At 37.6% G+C, this 19,351-nt stretch carries 20 protein-coding genes; 14 read left to right on the top strand and 6 right to left on the bottom strand.

Features of this window, described 5'->3' with window-relative positions; all coding sequences use genetic code 11:
• Window positions 1-247 precede the first annotated feature (247 nt).
• The 6 genes from ACWIX0_RS07655 to ACWIX0_RS07630 all read left to right on the top strand — a co-directional run bounded on the left by ACWIX0_RS07655 (window position 248) and on the right by ACWIX0_RS07630 (window position 2,941).
• Entirely contained in the window at window positions 248-553 is a 306-nt protein-coding gene (locus tag ACWIX0_RS07655; RefSeq protein ID WP_454173349.1) for a hypothetical protein, read from the top strand.
• Window positions 554-651: 98 nt separating this feature from the next.
• Window positions 652-1,530, top strand: a complete 879-nt coding sequence (locus ACWIX0_RS07650) for a hypothetical protein (RefSeq protein WP_454173347.1) — start codon at window positions 652-654, stop codon at window positions 1,528-1,530.
• A gap of 8 nt (window positions 1,531-1,538) precedes the next feature.
• The gene (locus ACWIX0_RS07645) at window positions 1,539-1,931 is read left to right on the top strand and encodes a hypothetical protein (protein ID WP_454173345.1); all 393 of its coding nucleotides are present in this window, start codon (window positions 1,539-1,541) and stop codon (window positions 1,929-1,931) included.
• Window positions 1,903-2,484, top strand: a complete 582-nt coding sequence (locus ACWIX0_RS07640; protein ID WP_454173343.1) for a hypothetical protein — start codon at window positions 1,903-1,905, stop codon at window positions 2,482-2,484. Before ACWIX0_RS07645 ends, ACWIX0_RS07640 begins: the two co-directional genes overlap by 29 nt.
• A gap of 45 nt (window positions 2,485-2,529) precedes the next feature.
• A complete protein-coding gene (locus ACWIX0_RS07635) occupies window positions 2,530-2,814 on the top strand; it encodes a hypothetical protein (RefSeq protein WP_454173341.1) in 285 nt (94 codons plus the stop codon).
• Entirely contained in the window at window positions 2,795-2,941 is a 147-nt protein-coding gene (locus ACWIX0_RS07630) for a hypothetical protein (RefSeq protein ID WP_454173339.1), read from the top strand. The genes ACWIX0_RS07635 and ACWIX0_RS07630 overlap by 20 nt, the downstream gene beginning before the upstream one ends.
• 155 nt (window positions 2,942-3,096) lie before the next feature.
• On the opposite strand, the gene ACWIX0_RS07625 is transcribed toward ACWIX0_RS07630, so the two are convergent.
• A complete protein-coding gene (locus ACWIX0_RS07625; protein WP_454173337.1) occupies window positions 3,097-5,148 on the bottom strand; it encodes a bifunctional chorismate-binding protein/class IV aminotransferase in 2,052 nt (683 codons plus the stop codon).
• Between the two features lie 256 nt (window positions 5,149-5,404).
• Here ACWIX0_RS07625 and ACWIX0_RS07620 point away from each other — a divergent pair, with 256 nt between their 5' ends.
• The 4 genes from ACWIX0_RS07620 (at window position 5,405) to ACWIX0_RS07605 (ending at window position 9,034) form a co-directional block, all read left to right on the top strand.
• Window positions 5,405-6,328: a DNA-methyltransferase gene (locus ACWIX0_RS07620; RefSeq protein ID WP_454173335.1), complete on the top strand. Its 924-nt coding sequence runs from the start codon at window positions 5,405-5,407 to the stop codon at window positions 6,326-6,328.
• Window positions 6,329-6,587: 259 nt separating this feature from the next.
• Complete coding sequence (locus ACWIX0_RS07615) at window positions 6,588-7,622, top strand: NAD(P)H-dependent glycerol-3-phosphate dehydrogenase (RefSeq protein ID WP_454173333.1); 1,035 nt, start codon at window positions 6,588-6,590, stop codon at window positions 7,620-7,622.
• A 28-nt stretch (window positions 7,623-7,650) separates the two neighbouring features.
• The gene (locus ACWIX0_RS07610) at window positions 7,651-7,971 is read left to right on the top strand and encodes a hypothetical protein (protein WP_454173331.1); all 321 of its coding nucleotides are present in this window, start codon (window positions 7,651-7,653) and stop codon (window positions 7,969-7,971) included.
• A gap of 4 nt (window positions 7,972-7,975) precedes the next feature.
• Window positions 7,976-9,034, top strand: coding sequence for a hypothetical protein (locus ACWIX0_RS07605; protein ID WP_454173329.1), 1,059 nt, complete (start codon window positions 7,976-7,978; stop codon window positions 9,032-9,034).
• Between the two features lie 509 nt (window positions 9,035-9,543).
• Here the strand turns inward: ACWIX0_RS07605 and rfaE1 are convergent.
• From rfaE1 to ACWIX0_RS07585, 4 genes are all read right to left on the bottom strand, one after another.
• On the bottom strand, window positions 9,544-10,974 hold the full coding sequence (rfaE1, locus tag ACWIX0_RS07600) for a D-glycero-beta-D-manno-heptose-7-phosphate kinase (RefSeq protein WP_454173327.1): 1,431 nt from the start codon (window positions 10,972-10,974) through the stop codon (window positions 9,544-9,546).
• 77 nt (window positions 10,975-11,051) lie between these two features.
• Window positions 11,052-12,134: an ADP-glyceromanno-heptose 6-epimerase gene (gene rfaD, locus ACWIX0_RS07595; RefSeq protein WP_454173325.1), complete on the bottom strand. Its 1,083-nt coding sequence runs from the start codon at window positions 12,132-12,134 to the stop codon at window positions 11,052-11,054.
• Window positions 12,135-12,165: 31 nt separating this feature from the next.
• The gene (locus tag ACWIX0_RS07590; RefSeq protein ID WP_454173323.1) at window positions 12,166-12,735 is read right to left on the bottom strand and encodes a D-glycero-alpha-D-manno-heptose-1,7-bisphosphate 7-phosphatase; all 570 of its coding nucleotides are present in this window, start codon (window positions 12,733-12,735) and stop codon (window positions 12,166-12,168) included.
• Between the two features lie 49 nt (window positions 12,736-12,784).
• Window positions 12,785-13,492: a sulfite exporter TauE/SafE family protein gene (locus tag ACWIX0_RS07585; protein WP_454173321.1), complete on the bottom strand. Its 708-nt coding sequence runs from the start codon at window positions 13,490-13,492 to the stop codon at window positions 12,785-12,787.
• 303 nt (window positions 13,493-13,795) lie between these two features.
• On the opposite strand from ACWIX0_RS07585, the gene ACWIX0_RS07580 reads away from it, so the two are divergent.
• From ACWIX0_RS07580 to ACWIX0_RS07570, 3 genes are all read left to right on the top strand, one after another.
• Entirely contained in the window at window positions 13,796-15,253 is a 1,458-nt protein-coding gene (locus ACWIX0_RS07580; protein ID WP_454173319.1) for an outer membrane family protein, read from the top strand.
• Between the two features lie 397 nt (window positions 15,254-15,650).
• The gene (locus ACWIX0_RS07575) at window positions 15,651-16,970 is read left to right on the top strand and encodes a sodium-dependent transporter (RefSeq protein WP_454173317.1); all 1,320 of its coding nucleotides are present in this window, start codon (window positions 15,651-15,653) and stop codon (window positions 16,968-16,970) included.
• A gap of 73 nt (window positions 16,971-17,043) precedes the next feature.
• A complete protein-coding gene (locus ACWIX0_RS07570) occupies window positions 17,044-18,093 on the top strand; it encodes a catalase (RefSeq protein ID WP_454173316.1) in 1,050 nt (349 codons plus the stop codon).
• Window positions 18,094-18,228: 135 nt separating this feature from the next.
• Here the strand turns inward: ACWIX0_RS07570 and ACWIX0_RS07565 are convergent, their stop codons facing one another.
• A complete protein-coding gene (locus ACWIX0_RS07565) occupies window positions 18,229-18,612 on the bottom strand; it encodes a RidA family protein (protein ID WP_454173314.1) in 384 nt (127 codons plus the stop codon).
• A gap of 128 nt (window positions 18,613-18,740) precedes the next feature.
• Here ACWIX0_RS07565 and ACWIX0_RS07560 point away from each other — a divergent pair, with 128 nt between their 5' ends.
• A complete protein-coding gene (locus ACWIX0_RS07560) occupies window positions 18,741-19,349 on the top strand; it encodes a hypothetical protein (protein ID WP_454173313.1) in 609 nt (202 codons plus the stop codon).
• The last annotated feature ends 2 nt before the right edge of the window (window positions 19,350-19,351 follow it).

The raw sequence follows: 19,351 nt of genomic DNA, 5'->3' as shown, positions 1-19,351 counted from the left end.
AAAAAAAAAAACGCAATCACTCATCATTGATTCTTAAAATATAGGCAAAATGATAAATTATGAAAAACATAATCAATTTTTGATACATTTTTGTGAAAAATAGTAACAAACTATGAAAATTATTGACAAATTTTTATATTAAACTTGACAAGGTGTTTTTTTTTTTTTTTATAATCGACTCGCCACCTTGAGATAGATTCTCACACAAGGTGGCAAAATCTAAATCTTTTAATAAGGAGGTATTGAGATGAATAAAATCATTTCAACACTAACATTGAGTGTCTTTTTAGGCATTAGTGGATTATCAGCAAACGGCATTGATTCTGTAAAAACAGAATCAACATTTACGCAAGCGGATTCTGTCTTTCTTTTTGGAGAAAATGCAAAGAATCTAAATGTGCAAGTCTTATCTCAAGAAGAACTAAAAGAAACCAAAGGTGAATTTTGGACTGCCATAGGCGTTGCTTTTGGAATCTCTGCTGTTTCTTATGGGCTATGTGCGATTTTTAGCAAAGGATGTCGTATTGACTTTAACTATGGACAAAGATTTTAATCTAGTGTCATAGTAGCGATACGAGATTATCCAATCAACAAGCTAAGCAAGGAAGCAAAATCCTTGCTTAGCGCATAAAAATCAAAAGGAGTCAAAAAATGACATCATTAAAACCAATCATACAACAAATGAAAAAACAAAAAGGATTTTATCAAACAATCCTTGCTGCAAAAGTGGGCAAAACCTTAGTGCGCAAAACCTTTTTTGTTTTGGGTTTCGCTGGATTTTCTCTTAGCAATGCAAGTGCAGTGGGGCTATGCTTTGCAAATGATGAGGAGCATTGTCTATCGAGTCGATTTGGCGTAGGTGCTAACTATTATGATTTCAATGCCAACACAGCTAAAGCGCAATCTTATGGTGGATTTATCAATGGCGAATTGATAGAATCTTACAAGCGATTTCAGGGGTTTATAGGCATTCGCTTAGGGCTTGGAAGTATTGAATATAGCGGGGTAACATTTGAAAATCTAGGCAAGCAACAAACCGCCATAAACACCGATGTAAAAATCAAACTTGGCGTAAATGCGCTAACAAAAAATATCCCGCTTTTTGTAAATCTAGTGTTGGGCGATGATTATTTGAATGCAAGTGGCAACAAAAGCGGATTTAATAAAAATTTGCTTTACATAGGACTAGAAGCACAAGGGGCTGTGCCTGTGGCTGGCAAATCACGCATAGAATACTCCGCTGGGTTTAATGTCTTAAGTGGCTGGTATGAGTTTGGAAAAACCTACTCTGCAAAATCTAATCTCAAAGGCTTTAATTATGGCATTATCGCTTCTCTAGGATATTCACAAGACATAGATGATCGCAAAGAATGGTATGTCAAAGTTATCGGCAAATACGAAAATCTAGGCTCATCATCTAATGTGCCTTTTTATGCAGATTACAACGACAATGCAAATCCGATTGCTCGCAAGAACTATCCTGCAAGTCAAAATTTTGGGATAATGATTGAAGCGGGGATTGGGTATTAGGATTGTTGATGTTTGGTAAAATTATAATACTTTATAAAATAAACTTAGGATTTTTATTGCATTTGCACAAGATAAAAGCCTGCAAAATCATTGTGCTGTTGTTTGTATTTTTAGCACTTTGTGGCAATGCAAATGCAAAATCCGTAAATGTCGATGATATAATGACAAAAAGCAATGATTTAAAGCTAAATCTTTCATTTTCTTATATCAATATTTTAAGCAAAAATTCATTTAGCGGAGTCGCACAAATCCCAAACAATAACGCCACTATCTATATCCCTACTTCAACCACTACAAATCAAGACTACCTAAACCTCTCTTTGTATGCACGATATGGCGTGTATAAACGCGTGGAGATTTTTAGCACGGTAAATGCTTTTTGGCAGCACGGCGCGAAATGATATAAACAACACCCACATAAATGCTAGCACGGGGGATTTTGGCTCGTGGAGTGTGGGCGTGCTAGTAGAGGCAAAAAAAGAGGGCAAAGCCCCTGCGCTTATGCTAGGGGTTAGTATGGATATTATCGAGCGGGCGTTTTATCCAAATGGTAGCAAAAACCTACAATATGCTAAAGGTTATAATTTTTTTGCGACAAGTTATTATAGTATCGATCCTGTGGTGCTGGCGTTGCAAGCAAGCGTCTCGCTAAATCTTAATAAATCGCATTTAGGACAAAACATAAATAGCGGGGAGAGATTCTCACTTCGCCCAATGGTGTATTTTGCAGTAAATCCTTATGTGTCGCTAAATGCTGGCATAAGCTATCAATACCAAATGCGCGATAAAATTAACGGCGACTATATCGCACCTCTAGGCTATTCTCTAGGGCTAAATCTAGGGCTTGCCTATGAAGTAATGGCAAATTTGATATTATTTGCCGATGCTGAGTTTCGCAATAATGCGCAGTATCAAACAAACTCCATTTCACTAATGCTTTCATATAAAATCTAAAATGCAAAATCTAGGCACAAAATCCAAAACCACCCTATAAAAACTATGAAAAAATCTATATATTTATGCTGTGTTTTTTGGCTAATAATTTTTGGCACTTTAGGCAATGCAAAATCTAGCGATAGCAAACCTAAAAAATATACCAAATCTCAACGATATGAAACGCTACTAAAATCCACAAAATCTAACAAACAAAAATATAGCAAGCAAAAATCTACCGTGCATATTTTTGCCTCGCCACATTCTGTGTTTTTTGCTCCACTTACGCAAGAAAAGCAAATCACAAGCTGGAGAAATGCGTGGAAAAATAATGGCAATAATACCAAATAAAACACTAGAAAACTCACAAAATAACAATCTACAAAAACCAACCACAAACCCCAAATTTATGGAGTTAGAAACGCATTCTGGCTTTGTGTATGAGGGCATAAAAGATATGCTTCTTTTTAGACAATGAGTTTTGCAAAATCTATGTTTATTTATTTTTCAAATCCTCTCAAAAATACATTATCATCAAAAGTTGTGATAAACATTTTTTATTTTACACACTTGCTTAAAAATTTCATTTCAAAAATGTCTCATTTCAAAAACGCCTTTATTTTAAAAACACTTTTATTTCAAAAACACCTCTTGCACCCCTCGCACAGAATTTATACAAAATATTTTCTCTGCATTTTGCAAATCTTTTAATCTCAAAGTTTTTTCGCGCACGATTTTATGACGCAAAAAATTATCACGCAACACGCCATTTAATAACCCGCTTTTTTGGCGTGGCGTGTATAGATTTTTCCCATCTTTACCACTTGCTAAAATCACAATATTACTCCTGCTTCCCTCACAGATTTCACCCCTTTGATTTAGGTAGATAAAATCAAAAATATTATCTTTGCACCCTGCTGGAATCTGTGTAAAATGCTCTCTTAAAGTGCTTTTATGATACAAAGCGTCATTGCGTGAATTTAGAGTGTTTTTAGCGATTTTTATCGCGCTAGATTTTATCTGTGAAAATGGCAAAATCTCTATCTTTACTTCGCCATTTTTGCGTAGCAAAAGTCGCAAGATTTTTGGTTTATTTTCGTTATTTTTATAGTTTAGATTTTGCCTTAGTGTTTGTAGCATTTTTGGTGGGAGATTTTTCCACGCATTTGTTTTTAGTAGATTAGAATCTAGCGGGGCAAATCTTACAAAATCACTGATATTTTTTGCTAGTATGGGCAATTTAGAATTATCGTTATTTTGTGCAATATTTTTTAATCCAAGATTTTGCAAATCCATTAAATTAAATCCTAAATCTTTAGCACTTTTTAGCATTCTAGCTAAATGTGCTTCTAGCAAAAAAACAAGATTATTTTTCATAAGCATTGTTTCAATTAGCGCAAAATCCTCTCTAAACAAAAAACTAGATTTTAGCTCTAGCTCGGCTATTTCTTCACGCAAAATCGAATCCCACACAACCCCACTTCCCACGCCATATCTCCAAAAATATTCATTTTGTTTTCTAAAAGCTGTGCGAATTGGCACGCTAAAAGTTGCGTTTATTTTTTTCTTTTTTTGTGAGATTACGCCAATCGCACCGCAATAAATCCCCCGCTCTCTTTTTTCTAATTTTTTTATGATTTCTACGCTAGATTTTTTGGGTGCACCGCTTATGCTCCCGCAGGGAAAAAGTGCGCAAAAAATCTCATAAAGATTGTTTGTGTAATCGCTAGATTTTGCATATTTTTTTTGAGTATCTAAAACTATGTTTTTGCGCAAAAAAGCTGTGATTTTAGAAGTCATTTGATGGAGTGTTTTATAGGATTTTATTTGCAAAAGTTTATAGTCTAAATGATGCGCGATTTTATGCAAATCATTGCGCAATAAATCTGCAATCATCATATTTTCAGCCACATTTTTTTCATCTTTTTGCAATGCCTTTTTATTGTCTTTATCTTTAGATTTTATGTCGCTTCTAGGCATTGTGCCTTTCATCGGCTCGACTTTGATTTTGCGCCCTTTTAGGCAAAAAAATAATTCAGGCGAAAAAGAGGCGATTTCTACAAAAGGGGTTTTTAAAAACGCTTTGTATTTGGTATTTTGGCGTGGCAAAAGGGAGCTAAAAATCTCTAATCCATTTAGATTGCTTTGCAAATGTAGCTCTTGCGTGTAGTTGATTTGATAAGTCTCGCCATTTTTTAGTGCGTTTTTTATCGCATTAAAATCTTTTGCATATCGTGCTTTGTCGATATTTTGCAAGATTTTTGGCATAAAATTTAGGCTAGATTTTGTAGCGATTTTTGAGCTAGATTTGTGGCTAGATTTTGCAAGTTTTGCTAGCTTTATGCGCTTGCTAAAAAGCCTAAAAAATATTAGAGGGATTTTAGACTCCCTGCTAAAATCAACGCAATCAAACGCCCTAAAATCTAGCTCATTATTTGTGTTATTTAAATGAAAATCTAGCCCATATTCTAGGATTCCTAGCTCATAAGAGACAAAGCCTACCGCAAAGCTATTTTTATGCACTGAAAGCATTTTTTGCATCTTAGCAAATGTGTGCTTAGCCCCCTCTCTATCAAAACAAACGATGTCTAAAATAGGTTTATAATACAAATGCTTCCCAAAAATAGCAAACTCGCTAAAATGCGCCTCTAGCTTGTCAAAATCTATATTGCCAAAATCTAACAAAATCGCTCCCTTATCTAAGCTAAATAAAGTGTAAAAAAATCAAAAAATACTTTATGTTTTTGTGCATTTTTGCGTTGCGTAATGTTTGTGCTTTGGGTTAAAATCGCGTGAAGTATTTTAGGATTCTAACCCAAATCTTAAGCTATTTTATTTATAATTTTACATTGCCTACTATCATTTTACATTGCATTGCGTTTTATATCGCGCTTTATATCGCAAAATGCAAAATCACACGAAAATCAAAGGATTTTATCAAATGCAAAAAAAATCCCCCCGCAACAAAACCATAAACACCACTTTGCAAGATGGGCAAATCTTTTTTGAACGCACCAAGCGCATAAACACTCCGCAAAAAGATTTACGCAAAATATTAGATTCTACCATTTGTGGCGATATTTTTAGCATTGCGCCACTTCTGCCAAAATCTAGTATAGATTTACTTATCGCCGACCCTCCTTACAATCTCACAAAATCTTTTAATGGCAAGATTTTCTCCAAAAAAAAAGATAGCGAGTATGAAATCTACACAAGAAAATGGCTAGAAGCAATTAAGCCTTTACTAAAGTCAAATGCTAGCATTTATGTATGCTGTGATTGGCGTAGTAGCCTTATCATCGGGCGTGTGATAGATGAAATGTTTTGCTTGCAAAATCGTATCACTTGGCAACGCGAAAAAGGACGCGGAGCAAAATCAAACTATAAAAATGGCTTAGAAGATATTTGGTTTGCCACTTGTAGCAAAGAATATGTCTTTAACCTAGAATCCATAAAAATGCGAAAAAAAGTCATCGCCCCATACAGAGAAAATGGCAAGCCAAAAGATTGGGTGCAGAGCGAGAGCGGGAACTACCGCGATACTTGCCCGTCAAATTTTTGGGGGGATATTACTATACCTTTTTGGGCGATGAGTGAAAACACAGCCCACCCCACCCAAAAGCCAGAAAAGCTAATCGCTAAGCTAATCTTAGCTTCAAGCAATGAAGGGCAAACTATCCTAGATCCATTTGCAGGGAGTGGGACTACTAGCGTGGTAGCAAAAAAGCTAAAAAGGCATTTTATCGGTGTGGAAATTGAGGAGAGGTATTGTGCGTGGTGTGAAGAGAGGCTAGAAAACGCGCTTCAAAATCCAACGATTCAAGGCTATGAAAATGGGGTTTTTTGGGAGAGAAACGCACTTTAGTAGATTTTGGTAGTTTTTTTTGCGATTCTTTATTGTCGCACTTTGTTTGCCTTGCGTTTTTTGCACGATTGTCATATTGTTTTAAAAAGCAAGAAAAATATCCGCTCTTTGTGCGCAAAAAATACATTCTTTTTATTTAATCAAAATATTTTATAATGCTATCTTGTTTTTAAGAGATTCGCTTTTAAGAGATTCTGCCTTGTCTAATTTTTATACAATTTTCTACACAATTTAAAAAAAGCCAACTTATGGGGACATAATGCAAGATACACAGCTAAGCACAAAGCCTACAAATCCACCACACGACTCACAACAAAACCCACAACATAATTTGCAGCACAACACCAAGCACACAAAATCTGCCCAAATCGCCACCATATCCGTCTGTGGTGGCGGAGCGTGGGGAAGCGCACTATGCTTTGCGCTAGCCCATAGCACAAATATCCATATCGCCTCAAGACGCAAACTTACCCTACCAAATGATACGCCATACAAAATCACTCAAGTAGATTATTCCCTAGCCCTATATTCGCCATTTGTCATTATCGCTATTAGCACGGCAAATCTACGCAAATGGCTAAAATCTAATAAAAATAATTTTTGTCCCAACACAAAATATCTTTTTGCCTCCAAAGGCATAGAGGAAGGAAGCGGTGCGTTTGTGCACGAGATCGCGCTTGATTTTTTGCCAAAAGAAAATCTAGCTTTTTTAAGCGGTCCTAGTTTTGCCACAGAAGTGAGAGAGAAACTGCCCTGTGCGATTGCTATTCACGCATATAATATTAGCGTGGCAAAAGAGTTTGGTCGTTTTTTCCCTAGCTTTATTAAACCTTATGCGGGGCAGGATATTATCGGTGCAGAAGTTAGTGGGGCGTATAAAAATGTGCTTGCAATCGCGGGTGGAATCTGTGATGAGCTAAGACTTGGGCATAACGCAAAAGCCGCGCTTTTGGCACGGGGGCTTATTGAGATGGAACGATTTGGGAGGTATTTTGGGGGCAAAATTGAGACATTTTTGGGATTGGAGGGGGCTGGGGATTTATTTTTGAGTGCAAACTCTACGCTTTCACGCAACTATCGCGTGGGCGTGGGGTTGGCGCAAGGCAAAGATATTGAAGCGATTTTGCGCGAGCTAGGTGAAGTCGCAGAGGGCGTGCGCACAGCCTATGCGATACAAACAGTGGCAAAAAAGAATGATATTTATGTGCCGATTGTAAATGAGGTAGTGGGGATTTTGCAAGGAAAATCTTGCAAAGATGGAATCCTAAGCCTTATGAGTAGGCTAAATAAATAGTGTTAAAATCTGCTAGCAAAGCTACAAAATGAAGTTTTTAAAAGTAATTTTATGTGTTTTATGTTTGTCGCAAATCACATTTTGCGAAAATCTAACACCATCTAATGCAAAATCTAACGCAGAATTTAATGCAGTATCTAGCACACAATCTAATGCGGATTTGAATGAAAAATCTACGCCCATCACACTAGAATCTACAATATCAACTAGCAATGATAATACTCCAAACAATAACACTACACAAACTACGCAAGACACGCAAAATCTAAATATGACTTTGTCTCCCCCCCTCTCCTACACAAGCACAGACGCAGACAAAGCTAGCGTTTTTATACAATGCAGGTTTTGATTTTTTGCTAGATAATATTGAAAATACGCATTTGCTTTTTTGGGATACGCGCACGCGCTATGCCCTGCGTATAAATGGCGAAGTAGGGCTTGGCATTTATGGTTCTCATAAATTGTGGCTTGGTGGATATGGTTTGCAAGATATGGGGCAAAAGCGAGTATTTAACGCTGGAGGCGGGATTTTGGCGTATTATGATTATAGTAGTGGGGAGAGAGGGCTAGGGAATTTTAACGCGAGTTTAGGGATTTTGCCACGCAAAAAAATGCTAAAAACATACCCAAAAAGTTTTTTTAGAGATGATTTTTTGTTTTTTGCTCCCGCTAGCAATGGCGTGCTACTGCAATATTTTAAAAATTCGCACGCGTTGGAATCTAAAAGCTACACAAAAGGCAATATAAATGCAAAAGCAGAATTGCTTTTTGATTGGTTTGGTGGAAATCTAGCAAAAAGAGATGATGAGTTTTTCTTGCTTTTTGGAAGTGAAATTGGCATAAAAAATAGTCTAAATATCGGGTTTGATGCCTTAGTATTTCATTTTAAAAATAGTGAAGTGCTAGGGCGTGATAATGCGACTCTTGCAAATGGCAACCCCGATACATTTTTGCTTGATAGGATTTTGTATAATGGCTATGTGGAGGTGGATTTTAGGGGGTTTGTGCCTGCGATGGCAAAGCATTTACAAAAAGCGCAAATAGGCTTAGCTGCATTGGGGCAAATCGAGCGCAAACGAAGATTAAGCGGGAATGAGCCATTTTATATCGGGGCAGGCTATGAGGCAAGGGCAAAGCTAGAATACAAAGGATTTGGGATAGAGGAGAGCTATTATTTTGGCAAGCCACAGATGAGATATTTTAGCCAATACAAAGAATCTGTTTATGAGGGTTTGCCTTTGTATCAGCGGGAATTTAATCGCGTAAATGCCTACTATGTCTATGAAAATACATTTTTGAGCACGCAAATTAGCCTTATTTTTTATAGCTTTGGGGGGAATCTAGCAACCCAACAAATGCTTGAGTTTAGCATAAATACCGATAAAATCACCAAGCCTAAAAAACTGCGATAGATTTTGGCAAAAGCTAAAATATCTTTTTTGTCATTAAAAAGCAAAGCAAAATCAAAGGCTAGCAAGCAAAGCGGAGTTTTTTTAGAAAATCACTAGATTTTGAGTGGCAATCCAAATATCACAATTTGTCATACTTAAGCGTTAGCGAAGTATCTCAAATGCTAAATCAAAAATAGAGATACTTCGGTTGCTTTGCAACCAAAGTCCGACAAGATACTTACCCCCCTTTAATCCCAATACACAAAAAAAAGAAAATCTGTAATTGCAAGATTTTGCGATTTTGTCAAAAGACACAAAATCTAGCAAAATCACAAAAACCTACAAATTTTCTACAAAATCTTTACAAAAATCCTAAAATCTTACAACGACAGATTTTGAGATAGATTTAACAAAGAGGCTATCACGCTATTTTATGATATTTTGCTAGTTTTTTTTTGCGTTAGCGTTTATTGAAAATTCTAGCGTTATGCAAAATCTAGCGTTATGCAAAATTTGACATTATGAAAAAACTAGCTTTTGTTGCCAAATTTTTGTGCGATTTTTTGAATGATTAGGCTACTTGATTTACCTTTGATAAAATCTGCTAAGATAACTTCTTTTGCGATTTGGCTTCCCACTACTTCTTTGCCTTTGTAGTCTTCGCCTTTGACTAGCGTGTGGGGTTTTATGAGTTTTATTAGCTCTAAAGGCGTGTCCTCATCAAAAATCACCACAAAATCCACGCATTCTAGCGCGCATAACATTAACGCCCTATCGTTTTGATTGTTTATGGGGCGATTCTCCCCTTTTAGTCGTTTCACAGAGCTATCGCTATTTAGCCCCACGATTAGCAAATCGCCTAGCCCTCTTGCTTGTTGCAGATACGAAATATGCCCAGCGTGGAGCAAGTCAAAGCAACCATTTGTGAAAACGATTTTTTTCTCTCTTAGGCTTGGCAGTAGCATAGCTAGCTCATCTTTGCTTATGATTTTTGAGGTAGAGTATGAGCCATTATGCAAAAACGCCACGATTTCGCTAAAATTCGCGCTCGCAGAGCCTATCTTGCCGATGACTACTGCTGCTGCGGCATTTGCAAAATGGCAGGCTTCATAGATATTTAGCCCGCCACTTAGCCCAAATGCAAGTGCTGCTATGACGGTATCTCCAGCCCCTGTTACATCATAGACTTCTTTTGCGATTGTGGGGGATTTGACTAATTTCTTTTTATCTAGGATTGCGATTCCCTCCTCGCTTAGCGTAACAAGGCAAATATCTAGCTTGCATTCTTTTTGGAGTTTTTTCATCGCTTGCTTTAGAGACTCATCATCGTTGATTTGTATTTGTGTGGCGATTTGGGCTTCTAATTTGTTTGGCGTGAGTAGTGTGGCGTTTTGGTATTTGGAGTAGTCATTGCCTTTTGGATCTACTAAGATAGGCTTACCCTCGCTTCTAGCTAGCTTTATGATAGATTTTGTTAGCTTTGGCGTGAGTAGCCCTTTTGCATAGTCGCTTAATATCACCGCGTCAAAATCTCGCATTTTGCGCTTTAGGCTAGATAAAATCTCTTCTTGTAGATTTTCATCTATGTCTTCGCCCTTCTCCCTATCTACGCGCAAGACTTGTTGATTTGAGATGAGGATTCTGCTTTTTTGGGTGGTTGGGCGAGTGGGGGTTGGGATAATGTGAGTAATGTCGATATTTTGGGCGTGAAGCTCGCTTATAAGCCATTTTCCAAACTCATCTTTGCCGATGATTCCGCATAAACTGACTTTTGCACCAAATGCGATTAAGTTTGCTGCGACATTGCAAGCCCCGCCTAAGCGATTGCTTTCTTCTTTGACATTTACGACTTGCACAGGGGCTTCAGGCGAGATTCTATTGCATTTGCCCCAGATATAGTGATCTACCATCAAATCCCCTATGACTAGGATTTTTGGGTGTTGTTTTTGTAGATTTATCATCGTGATTCCTTGATAGTTTAGATTTTATAAAAACTAGATTTTGTGTTTTTTTATAGCAGAGGCTAATTATAGGCAAATTATAATAGCCCAGATTTTAGCTTGGAATGGATAGATTTTATCTCATCTATGTAGCGGGCTATGCCATCTTCTAGGCTAAAATTTGGCTTATAGCCTAGCACGGCGGTATTTGGCTGAATATCTGCTTGGGTGTGGGTTTGGAAAAATGGATATGGATTTTTAAAATACTCCACTTCAAAATCCCCCAAATGCCCTTTTAGAATCTCTATGATTTCATTATAGCTTCGTGCTACGCCCGTGCCGACATTATAGATTCCACTCTTTGGGATAGAATCTAGCTTTTGCATACTAAATCCCTCCGCCATTGCCAAAATATTTGCCAACACCACATCATCAATATAGACAAAATCTCTTTTTTGTTCGCCCTTTTCTATTAGTCGCACTTTTTTAGATTCTAGGGCTTGGAGTCCTAGCTGAAGTATCATTGAAGCCGTCTTGCCTTTAAAAAATTCATTTTTGCCATAGACATTGAAATACCGCAGTCCAAAAATGGGCAAATGTGGTGCGTTTGCCAAAATCTTGCGCACACTTCTATCCATAGCTAGCTTTGAAAATCCATAAATATTTTGTGGCACTTCGCCCTTGCCTACGATATTTGGAGCAGGCGTATTGCCATAGGTTGCAGCCGAGCTAGCATATATGATTACAGCGTTTTTCTTTAGGGCGATATGTAGTAGCTCTAAAAACGCGTGATGATTGGTATTTATCATTAGCTTTTGATTTTGCACGGTAGTATCGCTAATAGCGGCATTATGAAACACCACATCAAAATCTAACTCTTGGAGCAAATCTAGCCCTTCATTTAAGTCCCTTGCGATAATCTCACCATTAAAATTTATGAGATTTTTAAAATGCCCTAGCGAAGTTGGATTACCATTTGCAAAGCTACTATCATCGCGGAATTTATCTAGCACGATTACGCGAGTGTTTGGGAAATTTTCTTGAAAGAAAAAAGCTAGATTGCTACCTATAAAGCCTGCGCCACCTGTGATAAGAACCGTTTTGTTTGCAAGCCTTGTTTGGAGCTGCTCTAGCGTGTCTTTGTCGATTAGATTTTGGGGGTTTGTTTGCTGTGTTGCCATTTGGTTGCTCCTTTTTAGATTTTAGGGGTTTTTAGATTTTGGGGTTTAAAATATCATTCATCACTTCACGCGCTTGGGAGAGTGTGGCTAGCGTGTGGAGGTTGCTAATATGTTTTACTTGCGTGCTAAATGCTTTGCTTACAAAGAGTTTGTGGCGGATTCCGCCTGCTTGCCCAGCCTGCATATCAGTAATCTTATCGCCGATGATAAAACTCTCATCTAAATTGACATTATAATCTTTTTTTGCCTGCTCTATCATCGCGCTTTTTGGCTTGCGACATTCGCAATCCTCTTCAGGGCTATGCGGACAAAAATAAATACTATCAAATTTAAATCCTAGTCTAGCTTTGATTTGCTCCTGCATATATAAACTAAGTTTTTTAAAATCCTCCAAAGTATAAAACCCCCTGCCAATCCCGCTTTGATTGGTTACCACTAGGAGCAAAAATCCTCTCTCTTTGCAAAATTTTAGCAAATCAAAAATCCCATCTTGAAATTCAAAATCCTCTTGTTTATACACATAGCCTATGTCTTTGTTGATGATTCCATCTCTATCAAAAAACACCGCTTTTACGCTTTTTTGTGGATTTGTTTTATTCATTGTCGCCTCTCAAATTCTATGAAATATGTCTATTTTATCCAAAATTTATCTAATTGCTAATAACGCCCTTATAAATACTTAACAAACCAACGCTAAGCATAAGCAAAAAGCTGATTTTAAAAAATATGTGTTGGTATGTTTTTATCGCATTGCTTATTGTGCTAATGCTAAACATAAGGGGCAAAGTCCCAGCCCAAAACACCACCATAATCAAAACAGAGCTAAAAATCGCTTGTGTGCCTGCTAGCCCTGCATTTAGCGCATTTAGCGCAAAAAAATACACTAGTCCGCAGGGCAAAAACCCACTCAAAATCCCTAGCACAAAATAGCTAGCCATACTTTGCGAAAATAATAGCTTCCCAAAAATATGCCCAAAAATCCCCGCTTTTGATAGGTTTGGCTCTATGTATCGCAATATATGTGGAAAAAACGCAAAGCAAATCGCATACGCCACAAGCAAAATCCCTACAAAGATTTCTAAAAAAGAGCGTGCAAAAAAGCTAAACGCCACTCCCTCTCCCAAAAATGCAAAAACAATGCCAATAATGACATAGCTAACAAGTCGCCCAAGATTATAAGCAATATGCGAAATAAATGCTTTTATGGATAAGATTTTAGGATTTTTGACATTTTTGATACTTGTATAGGCGATGACTATGCTCCCACACATTCCGCCACAATGGCTAAAAGATAGGCTAATCGCGCTTATAAACACAAGCCATAAGCCCAAAAAATCAACATCAATAAAATCTAACATTTTTTGCCTTTTTTGCATAGTTTAAAAATATTACTTGTTGGTTTTATGCGATTTTTTTAGATTTTGCATTTTATATTTTTTTTTACAAAATCTTGCAAGCAAAATCTTATCAAAGTCAAATGATTTTTTACCTCATTGTTTCATTTTTTTGCACTTTGGTATTTTATCGTAATGCGCGTATCTAACCCCGCAAAATCTTAAACATTTTAGATTATAATTTTGCCGTGATTATTTTAAGATATTTGACTAGCAAAATCGACAAAATAATCACAAACAAATTTTGCAAAAAAGGAGATTCTCACAATGAGACAAAAGATAAAAGCGAAATCTTTTCTTGGGTTTTTGGGTTTTGTTGTCGCTAATGCGCTTTGCACAGCGACTATTGCGAGCCAAAGCGGGGAAGAATCTCACCCTTTCTCTTTTAGCGGAGAGCTAGAAGCGTTTAATAAATTTGGATTTCATAACGGAGTATCGCCAACAGATAGTTATGGCTATATTTTAGGCACAATAAGCGGAATCTATGCGCATAAATTTGCTAATGATTCTACGCTAACAATCGAGCTAGGAGGTGCTGGAGCTGGGCTAGCTTATGATTCTACGCGCAAAAGCAGATTTGCAGGCGATGGTGGGCTAGGATACAACTATGTAGGCTACTATGCTGGCTATCGCGGGGATAAAAATGCGAGCGCTACAAAAACGCATAATTTCTACATTCATAACGCACACATTGCCTATGATAGTGAGCGCGTAAGCCTAAAAGCAGGGCGATTTATGCACGATGATAGCAACTATATCGTAGGGCTAATGGAGGGAGCGGATATAAAAGCTACTTTAGCAAATTTTGATAAAGGCGGAATCTATGGGCGTTTGGAGGGGGCAAGCGCGTTTGCATTGCTAGGAGATGGGTTTTTTTGGGATTTTACACAAGGCTACGCGCCAAATGGATTGCTAGGAGCGCAATTTGGAGGATACGCGCTTTTGGGCGAAAAAGGCAAATTTGACATAAATGCGTTTTATTATTATGGAATCAGCGAATATAGCGCACCGGGGCTAGATATGAAGCTAGATTTTGAGCGCGTAAATGGCGAATCTAGCGATAAAAAAGGCTTTAGCACGCATACAAGGCTAAATGTGATTTTCCCTATCTATGATAGTCTAAAAATGAATGTCGCGCCACTTTTGGGAAATTTTTTGCGTAATAAAAACGGCATAAAAGAGGGCTTTACTTCTAGCATTTTGGCTAGGCAGGATTTTAGATTTTACACAGGCAAAAAGGGCGAATACCTGCTAGGAATCGCAGCGTATAAAAATATCGGGCTATCTCACGCAAGAGTTGGGCTATATGGCTCGCCACTAGGCGTAAATATCTGGGATAATAGCGTCTATGGCATAGGTCCATCGCTAAATGGTATTGTGTATAAAGACGCGCTAAGCACATTTGTATTTACAAAAGCAAGCTATGAAAATCTAGCGCGATTTTTGCAAGCATTTGATGTGGGGCTAGATTTTCGCTACACGACAAATATAAACAGCGCAAAGGCATTAGATGAATATAGTCTAAAACTTAGCCTAGATTTTGCTTTGACAAAAAATGTCGCTTTTAGCGTAATTGGCAATTATTACACAAGCGTGGTGTTTGATAATAATGCTTTGAATACGGATTTTGCAGGTAGTGGTGGCAGTGTGTCAAATAACGAAGTCTCGCGTGGCAAGGCAATCGATAGAAGCTATGTGATGACAAAGATTGCCCTAAGCATTTAGCTAGATTTTATCTGTATTTGTGATTCCAAAAATTAGATTTTGCAAAATCTAATGCGTAGCAATTTTGTTTTGTCATATCGCGTTTGTAAGTGGGTATAAGCGCGATATGGCGATTTTTAATATGTCAAAGATTGATTTTATGGCTTACTAAAAACAAAATCTAAAAAGCCACCAAAAAAACACAAAAATAAAACACAAAAAAGCAAAATTAGATTTTGCTTAGATTTTAGTTTAGACTTTCTTTAAGAAATAAAACTACACAAAAATACGCAAAAATTATCCATCTTTTAAGAATTTTGATAATGTGAATGTGGTTGCAGTAGTGTATAATGTTTCTTTTGCTTAATAAAAAGCAGCACTTTTAATTCTAACATATTCAATTCTTAAGGATAATCAAATGAGTGGATTTTCTAAAATCGGTTTTATCTTAGCTACGCTTGGTAGCTCTATTGGCTTGGGGCATATTTGGCGATTTCCATATATGGCAGGGACAAATGGTGGTGGCGCGTTTGTGCTACTTTTTTTGGCACTCACGCTTATAGCGGGGATTGCTATGCTGATTGGCGAAATGCTGATTGGCAATTACACGCAAAAAAACACCGCAGATGCGTTTAAAGAACTAGATTCTAGCAAATCTAAATCGTGGCGATATGCAGGGCTTGTGCTAGTTGGCGGTCCTTTTATCCTCACTTTTTATATGATTGTGCTAGGGTGGGTGCTGTATTATCTTGTGAGTGTGAGTATAGATTTGCCTAGCAATGCAGATGAGGCAGATTGGGTATTTGGCTCGCTTTTAAATGTCAATATTTGGGCGCAGATTTTGGGTTTTAGCGCGGTGGCATTTATCACGGCATTAGTCGTGTCTTTTGGGATAAGAGAGGGGATTGAACGGCTAAATGTCGTGCTTATGCCACTTCTTTTTATCATTTTTATCGGGCTTTTGGTGTATGCGAGTTTTCAGCCTAGCTTTATGCGCTCGGTGCATTTTTTGTTTGATTTTAAATATTATGACATTACCGCAGATGTGGTTGTCGCAGCGATGGGGCAGATGTGCTTTTCACTAAGTCTTGGCGTGGGGATTATCATTAGTTATTCGGCTAGCACAAAGCCAAATGCAAACTTGCTAGAATCCGCACTTTATGTATGCCTTTGTGGGATTGCGATTTCGCTGATTGCGGGACTTATGATATTTACATTTGTCTTTGAACACGGCGTAGAAGCTACGCAAGGTGCGGGACTTGTGTTTAAAGCATTGCCCATTGTGTTTAGCAAAATGGGCATGGTAGGAGTGATAATCTCTGTGCTATTTTTTCTAGGATTGGCGTTTGCAGGGATTACCTCGACTATATCGTTGCTAGAGCCTAGTGTGATGTTTTTTGTCCAAAAATATGGATTTTCGCGCTTAAAAAGCACTTGGGCGATTATGGCGATTATCTATGTGGTGGGGTTGGTATTGATTTTTTCTTTGCACAAAGATTATGCAAGTATGCTAACCGTGCTTGACAAAACTCTTTTTGAATTGGTAGATAAAGCTAGTTCAGATATTGTGATGCCACTTGGTGCGCTAATAAGCGTGGTGTTTGTAGGCTGGTTTATCGGCAAAGAAAAAGTGAGAAAAATCACAAGCCACTTTTTATCTGCTAGGGCTTTTAGCGTGTGGTTTTTTATCATTCGCTATGTTGCGCCATTGGTTATTGTGTTTGCTTGGGGTGGATAGCTAACTATACAAATTTTATATAGTATCTTTGGATTTTATGTTTATTTAAAGTCGTTTTAATAAAGGATAAAAAATGAAATCTTTACAAAATAGTTTGATTGGTGTTTGTTTGGTTTTTGCTATGACGCTAAATGCGCAAAATCCGCTAAATAATGAAAATCTAAGTGATGACAAAGCAGCACAAAAAATCACAGATTTGTTTTATGCGCTAAATGGCGATACTACTAAGCCACACAAAAAAATCAATCACACAAAGGGATTTTGTGCTAGCGGGGAGTTTGTCCCTAATAAAAAAGAGACAAAGGATTTTGCTATCCCGCTTTTGCACCAAAAAAGCCAAAAAAATGGCGTAGATTCAGTAGAAGCAAAGATAAGATTTTCACTCGGTGGAGATGAGCAAAATGACAAGACAAAATCTCGCGCAATGGCAATCAAAATGCAATCAAAAGAGGGTAGCCCAAATAGCGATTTTTGGGAAATCGCTATGACAAATTCGCGCATAAATTTTGCTAAAAATGCGGGGGAGTTTATCGAGTTTATGCAAATAAATGTGGAGCAAAAGCAAGGCAAAATCACCGCCGAAGAAGCAGCTAAAAAACGACAAGCCGTGCAATCTTTTGTCAATTTTGCGCGTGAGATAGGCACGCTTGGTGTAAGCCCTAGCTTTGCGAACAATGCCTATCACAGCGTGCATACATTTTTTTTCAAAAAATCTAGTGGCGAGCTAGTGCCTGCTAGATTTAGCTTTGTGCCAAAAAGTGGTATAAAATATCTAAACTCAAAAGAGCTAGAAGAAGTAAGCCAAGATTTTTTAGAATCTAATTTTAAAAAGCAACTAGAAAATGGAGGGATAACTTTTAGCCTAGTGCTTGAATTGGCAAAAGAGGGGGATTCTCTAAGCGATACTGCTAGTCTATGGGCTGATATAAATGACAATGGAGAAAAAATCAAACGAGAAAAAATCACACTAGGCGAGCTAAAAATCAACGCTTTTAGTGGCTATGAGTGCAATGGCGAAGTGTTTATGCCAAGTGTCTTGCCAGAGGGCATAGAGCCACCAAAAGATGATATGTTTGATGTGCGAAATATGGTATATGCAAATACCTTTAGCAAGCGACAATAATCTATCAAACAAACACACGCATTTTACGCACATTTTTCAAAGCACAAAGCGCAAAATCCACATAGCCAAAATTCTATTAGATTTTGCAATCTTATTTTGCTTTATATGGTTGATTTTAGTTAGTTGTGTCTTGGTTTATTTTGTCGCTATGCACTCCACTTCTACAAGGGCATTTTTTGGTAAGCTTTTTACCCCGATAGTCGTGCGAGCGGGTTTGTGAGAGCCAAAGGCTTTTTCATATTCTGCGTTAAATGCGCTAAAATCCTCCATATTTGCTAGGTAGCAAGTCGTTTTTAGGACTTTATCTAAGCTAGATCCAGCTTCTTTTAGTATTGCTTGTAGATTTTGCATTACCTGCTTTGTCTGTGCTTTAATATCGCCGTCTATAAATTCCCCACTTGGTGTGAGCGCGATAGCCCCTGAGGTAAAAATAAGCCCATTATTAGCGGAGTCTAAAGAGATTCCCTGCGAATATGGACCAATAGCTTTAGGTGCATTATGCGTGCTTATGTATGTCATTTCTCGCCCTTTTTGGTGTGGATTTTGGTTTGTTAGCAAATGCTAATAAACGAATAATTATTATATAATGCGCAAGGTAAAAACTTCATCAAATTTGCCTTAAATGATTTGATAAAAAAGGATAGATAATGTTGAAAAAGCATATAGTAGATTGTCGCAAGATTTTGTTTGTGTTGCCCGCATTTGTGGCGTTTATGGCGTTTGCTTCGTTTTGCAAAGCACAAAGTGAGCAAGTGATTTTAGGAGAGGGCGAAGTGCTTGTAGAAATGGTGGATTATAAGCGCAGTGTCATCATCGGCTATATGGTGCTAAAAAATGGCAATATCATAAAAAAAGTGCGCTTTAGCCAGCCAAAATCCATACTCCAAGCCCCCCCTGCTATGCAATCCCCGCAAGCCAACCAAAATCCCCAAATGATACAAAATCCACAAGCTATGCAACAGCCTCAAAACACCACGCAAAACGCACAAACCACGCAAAATCCGCAAAATCTAGCCACTCAAAGCGAGTATGAAAAGCAAGTCTCACAAAAACCCAAAAAAGAAAAAAGAAGCTGGTTTGCTAGCAAAAAAAAGCAACCAAAGCACATTACAAAAAATATGATTGAGAGCGATTTGATACCACAAGAGAGCGGAGCAGAATCTAGCGAGGTAAATTCTGTGTATAAAAATCGCCAATGGGACAAAAGCAAAATCCCTCATAATGTCAAAAGCCAAGTGATAAATTTGGGGGATTAGAG

This window comes from Helicobacter sp. T3_23-1059, assembly GCF_053654515.1.
This window is presented reverse-complemented; position numbering and strand designations above follow the sequence as displayed.

What these genes read in the sequence shown, in the direction of transcription:
- ACWIX0_RS07655 (WP_454173349.1), top strand. Translation starts at nt 248, where the DNA reads ATGAATAAAATCATTTCAACACTAACATTGAGTGTCTTTTTAGGCATT.
- ACWIX0_RS07650 (WP_454173347.1), top strand. Translation starts at nt 652, where the DNA reads ATGACATCATTAAAACCAATCATACAACAAATGAAAAAACAAAAAGGA.
- ACWIX0_RS07645 (WP_454173345.1), top strand. Translation starts at nt 1,539, where the DNA reads ATGTTTGGTAAAATTATAATACTTTATAAAATAAACTTAGGATTTTTA.
- ACWIX0_RS07640 (WP_454173343.1), top strand. Translation starts at nt 1,903, where the DNA reads ATGCTTTTTGGCAGCACGGCGCGAAATGATATAAACAACACCCACATA.
- ACWIX0_RS07635 (WP_454173341.1), top strand. Translation starts at nt 2,530, where the DNA reads ATGAAAAAATCTATATATTTATGCTGTGTTTTTTGGCTAATAATTTTT.
- ACWIX0_RS07630 (WP_454173339.1), top strand. Translation starts at nt 2,795, where the DNA reads ATGGCAATAATACCAAATAAAACACTAGAAAACTCACAAAATAACAAT.
- ACWIX0_RS07620 (WP_454173335.1), top strand. Translation starts at nt 5,405, where the DNA reads ATGCAAAAAAAATCCCCCCGCAACAAAACCATAAACACCACTTTGCAA.
- ACWIX0_RS07615 (WP_454173333.1), top strand. Translation starts at nt 6,588, where the DNA reads ATGCAAGATACACAGCTAAGCACAAAGCCTACAAATCCACCACACGAC.
- ACWIX0_RS07610 (WP_454173331.1), top strand. Translation starts at nt 7,651, where the DNA reads ATGAAGTTTTTAAAAGTAATTTTATGTGTTTTATGTTTGTCGCAAATC.
- rfaE1 (WP_454173327.1), bottom strand. Translation starts at nt 10,974, where the DNA reads ATGATAAATCTACAAAAACAACACCCAAAAATCCTAGTCATAGGGGAT.
- rfaD (WP_454173325.1), bottom strand. Translation starts at nt 12,134, where the DNA reads ATGGCAACACAGCAAACAAACCCCCAAAATCTAATCGACAAAGACACG.
- ACWIX0_RS07590 (WP_454173323.1), bottom strand. Translation starts at nt 12,735, where the DNA reads ATGAATAAAACAAATCCACAAAAAAGCGTAAAAGCGGTGTTTTTTGAT.
- ACWIX0_RS07585 (WP_454173321.1), bottom strand. Translation starts at nt 13,492, where the DNA reads ATGTTAGATTTTATTGATGTTGATTTTTTGGGCTTATGGCTTGTGTTT.
- ACWIX0_RS07580 (WP_454173319.1), top strand. Translation starts at nt 13,796, where the DNA reads ATGAGACAAAAGATAAAAGCGAAATCTTTTCTTGGGTTTTTGGGTTTT.
- ACWIX0_RS07575 (WP_454173317.1), top strand. Translation starts at nt 15,651, where the DNA reads ATGAGTGGATTTTCTAAAATCGGTTTTATCTTAGCTACGCTTGGTAGC.
- ACWIX0_RS07570 (WP_454173316.1), top strand. Translation starts at nt 17,044, where the DNA reads ATGAAATCTTTACAAAATAGTTTGATTGGTGTTTGTTTGGTTTTTGCT.
- ACWIX0_RS07565 (WP_454173314.1), bottom strand. Translation starts at nt 18,612, where the DNA reads ATGACATACATAAGCACGCATAATGCACCTAAAGCTATTGGTCCATAT.
- ACWIX0_RS07560 (WP_454173313.1), top strand. Translation starts at nt 18,741, where the DNA reads ATGTTGAAAAAGCATATAGTAGATTGTCGCAAGATTTTGTTTGTGTTG.